The organism is Mesorhizobium sp. M7A.F.Ca.US.005.03.2.1, assembly GCF_003997795.1.
Taxonomy (GTDB): Bacteria; Pseudomonadota; Alphaproteobacteria; order Rhizobiales; family Rhizobiaceae; genus Mesorhizobium; species Mesorhizobium ciceri.
Genome location: NZ_RZRP01000777.1, coordinates 1 through 2,975, shown reverse-complemented (window position 1 = coordinate 2,975; position 2,975 = coordinate 1). Strand labels below are relative to the sequence as shown.

At 63.2% G+C, this 2,975-nt stretch carries 5 protein-coding genes; all 5 read right to left on the bottom strand.

The window, feature by feature from the left end; genetic code table 11:
• Positions 1-490 (bottom strand): DUF2169 domain-containing protein (locus EN991_RS30120; protein ID WP_127370109.1); only part of this gene is annotated, 490 nt, incomplete at its 3' end.
• A gap of 3 nt (positions 491-493) precedes the next feature.
• The gene (locus EN991_RS30115; protein ID WP_127370108.1) at positions 494-973 is read right to left on the bottom strand and encodes a hypothetical protein; all 480 of its coding nucleotides are present in this window, start codon (positions 971-973) and stop codon (positions 494-496) included.
• A 3-nt stretch (positions 974-976) separates the two neighbouring features.
• Positions 977-1,399 carry a hypothetical protein gene (locus tag EN991_RS30110; protein WP_063173918.1) on the bottom strand — a complete coding sequence of 141 codons (423 nt, stop codon included), beginning with the start codon at positions 1,397-1,399 and terminating at the stop codon, positions 977-979.
• A gap of 9 nt (positions 1,400-1,408) precedes the next feature.
• Positions 1,409-2,254 (bottom strand): DUF4150 domain-containing protein, encoded by an 846-nt coding sequence (locus EN991_RS30105; RefSeq protein WP_196815287.1) that lies wholly within the window; start codon positions 2,252-2,254, stop codon positions 1,409-1,411.
• A 19-nt stretch (positions 2,255-2,273) separates the two neighbouring features.
• The gene (gene tagF / locus EN991_RS30100) at positions 2,274-2,807 is read right to left on the bottom strand and encodes a type VI secretion system-associated protein TagF (protein ID WP_063173916.1); all 534 of its coding nucleotides are present in this window, start codon (positions 2,805-2,807) and stop codon (positions 2,274-2,276) included.
• Positions 2,808-2,975: the final 168 nt, after the last annotated feature.

Sequence of the window (2,975 nt, the reverse complement as noted above, 5' to 3'; positions counted from 1 at the left end):
AGCCGACGCCGACCGGGTTGCGTCGGTCAAGCCGACCATCTGGCAGCGTCCCGCCATAGGCGCGCTCGTAAACGATCGGCATCGTTCGGAACAGGGCCGGCGCGCTGAAGCCGCCGGCGTCGTAGATGCGGTCTCCGACGCCGTTGAGCACTTTTTGCAAGCCACTGACGCGGCAACCGACCTGCATCTCCGTCACCGGACGGCCGTTCGGCGCGTGCGCCGAACCGTTGACAAGGATTTCGGCGGCCGGCTTATGCGGCGCAATATCGGCTTCGTAGCGATTGGAGGAATTGGCTGGATCGCCGAACGGGATATCCCAGAGCGCGACCGGCATCTGGTCTTCGCAAACGTCCATCGCCGGTGCGCCGTCGAGCGCATCGAAGCTTGCCGAGAACATGACGACCAGGATTTCCTGGCCGTCGGCGTCGAGTTGCACATGTGTTGCGGTGGCGAACGGGGTGCGATTCTCTATCCCGACCGCGAACGCCATCGCTCAGCACCAGTTGCCGTGTTCGTCGAGGCCGATCGGCCAGTAGGGCATCGCGGTCAGCAGCGTCGCATAGTCGTCATGGCCGCCCTGGATCAGCCACTCGAGAAGGAACACTTCGGGAGGCACCGCGCTCGACACCGAACGCCGGTTTTCCTCGTCGCACGCAAGCCAGTACTTGCGCACGAGCCAGACCACTCTCGGGTGGCCGGCGGGGCCGGCAATCCCCTTGGCCTCGATCGTTCGGAGGATTGCCTCGCCCATCGGCAGGCCGGTCTCCATACGCTCCTGGACACTCGCGTTCCATGTCTCGGACGCGACAGCGAACACGTCCACGAAATCGAGCAGATAGGCGGCGAACAGGCCGCGATGTCCGGCCGCGCCGGTCCCCGGCGCCGCCTCTTCCGCGCGGCCTCGGACGTCACCGGGCGCACGCAGCAGCCGGTAGGTCCCGTTCTGGATGTTGTGATTGACGAGCAGTGCCATCGCTCAGGACTCCTCGAATTCCGGATCTTCCCCGATGGGAATGAAGTCGAACGTCCTCATGAAGTCCGCCAACTCGGGCTCGGTGTCGTCCAGCCACGAGAGGAGCAACGTTACGGGTGGGACCGGACCGTCCCCCTCGCTCTCTTCGGACAACTGCTTGGCCTCGGAGCCCCACATCTCACTCCCGTGCTCCGGCCCGCCGCCCGAAAGCGAGTCGTTCAGTCGCGTCGTTTCGAAGTAGTACTTCCGAAACAGGGCAATGACTCGAGGATGACTCGCTGGTCCCGCCGGCCAGCGGGCGTCGACAACCTCCCTGTTGACTTCCTGCGCATGAAGGTCACGCCACCATTCCAGCATTGGTGGCACGACGATCTTCAGCTCGTTTGTCCAACGATCATAAATGTCTTGATGCGTTATCGAGATCATTTCATATCTCTATATGCCCAGGCCGCCAATGTGCTTGTTCATCGCATCGTAAAGCTCGCGGCGATCCAGTGCCCGCATATCTTGGGACTGCTCCATGCTGTGAGCATGACAATGCGGCTGGCACGGAAGGTCGCGCATCCGCTGGGCGAAGCTGCCCGGATCGTGGCACGCTCCCATCTCCCACGCGGTCTTCTGCGGCGGCTGGTGATCGGCGATCATCGTGACCTTACCGTCAGTCTGCCTTTTGATTTTCTTGTCAATGTCCTTCAGCGCCTTGTCCTTGGCTGGGCCTGAAGCCCGACGAAGGATGTTGGCACGGTCCTTCTTGCACTGCCAGCAGGTCTGCCCTTGCACGGAAGCGCGCTGGGTCTCGGTCGTGGGGGTATAGTCCTCCGAGTACTTGTAGTCGCGCGGGCAGTCCTCCTTCATCGCGTCCTTGCCCAGCACCACCGAGAAGTCGACCATGGCGGACACGTCGACCGTGTTCGGCAGCGGGCTCGCGGTATTCTGCTCCATCGGATCGCCGTGGCGGCAGACACCCTTGCCCTCGACCTTGACCGTGAACGACCAGAGCTTGAACGAGCCCTTGCCCTTGATGCGATGGGTGACCACGCCGGCGCCTAGTCCTGGCGTGGCCGCTTCGTTGCCCGTGCTCAGCGCCACTTCGGAAGAGTTCTCCAGCGCCGTCGGTGTTCCCTGCACCTTGACGCTCTTGCTGCCTTTGATGAGATCGCTGGCCGAAAGCATGTTGACATATGGAACCGGCACCGGTCCCGCCGGCGGCGGCGGCGGGCTGAGGCAGACGTCGCCGGGCGCGACGCCCTTGCCGCCGCTTGCCTGGTGGAAGAAGCCCATCTTGTCGGCGTAGACCGTGTTACCCATGGCTCAGGACTCCGCCGTCTCCGGCCGTGCCGCGCATCGCTGGCAGGCCATTTTGAGCAAGGTCGTGGATGTCGGCGAAGCCGAACTCCCTGACCTCCCAGTCGTCGCTCCAGAATGCGATCTTGTCGGTCGCGGCGGCGCCGCCCGGACGTGGCAAAGTCTGAAGGCTTTGGGCCAGCCGGGTCTGCGCCCAGTAGTTGTCGACGCAGTTCTGAAGAAGCGAGGCCACTGCATCGTACCACGGGTCGCCCGGCTCCGGCGGCGGACCCAGCCGCACGATGGCGAACGGATAACGGCGGCCGACGCGATCCTCGCTCATGCGCCAAGCGCCGGAGCAGGGCTGTTCGCCGAAAATACCGCCCTTGACTATGAAGCGCCAGACACGCGAATCTAATTCCCCCTCGTCTGGCCTCTCGCGCAATTCCATCGACATCCAGCGGTCCCAGCGGTCGATGAAAGTCCGCGGCAGGTTCGCGGAGACGAAGTCTCCAGTTGCCGGAATCTTACCGAAGAAGCCGATGATCATATCTGCGGTGGACATGTGAACTTCTTGAACATTTCGAGGTTGTACGGATTTTCGACGCTGGCGGCCTTGAGCTCGAAATCGGCATACATGCCTTTCGTGCCCAGGCGCAGGCTGTAGACATCGGTCAGCGAAGTGCTGGCGAAGCGGCCACTGCGGAGCATCCTCAGC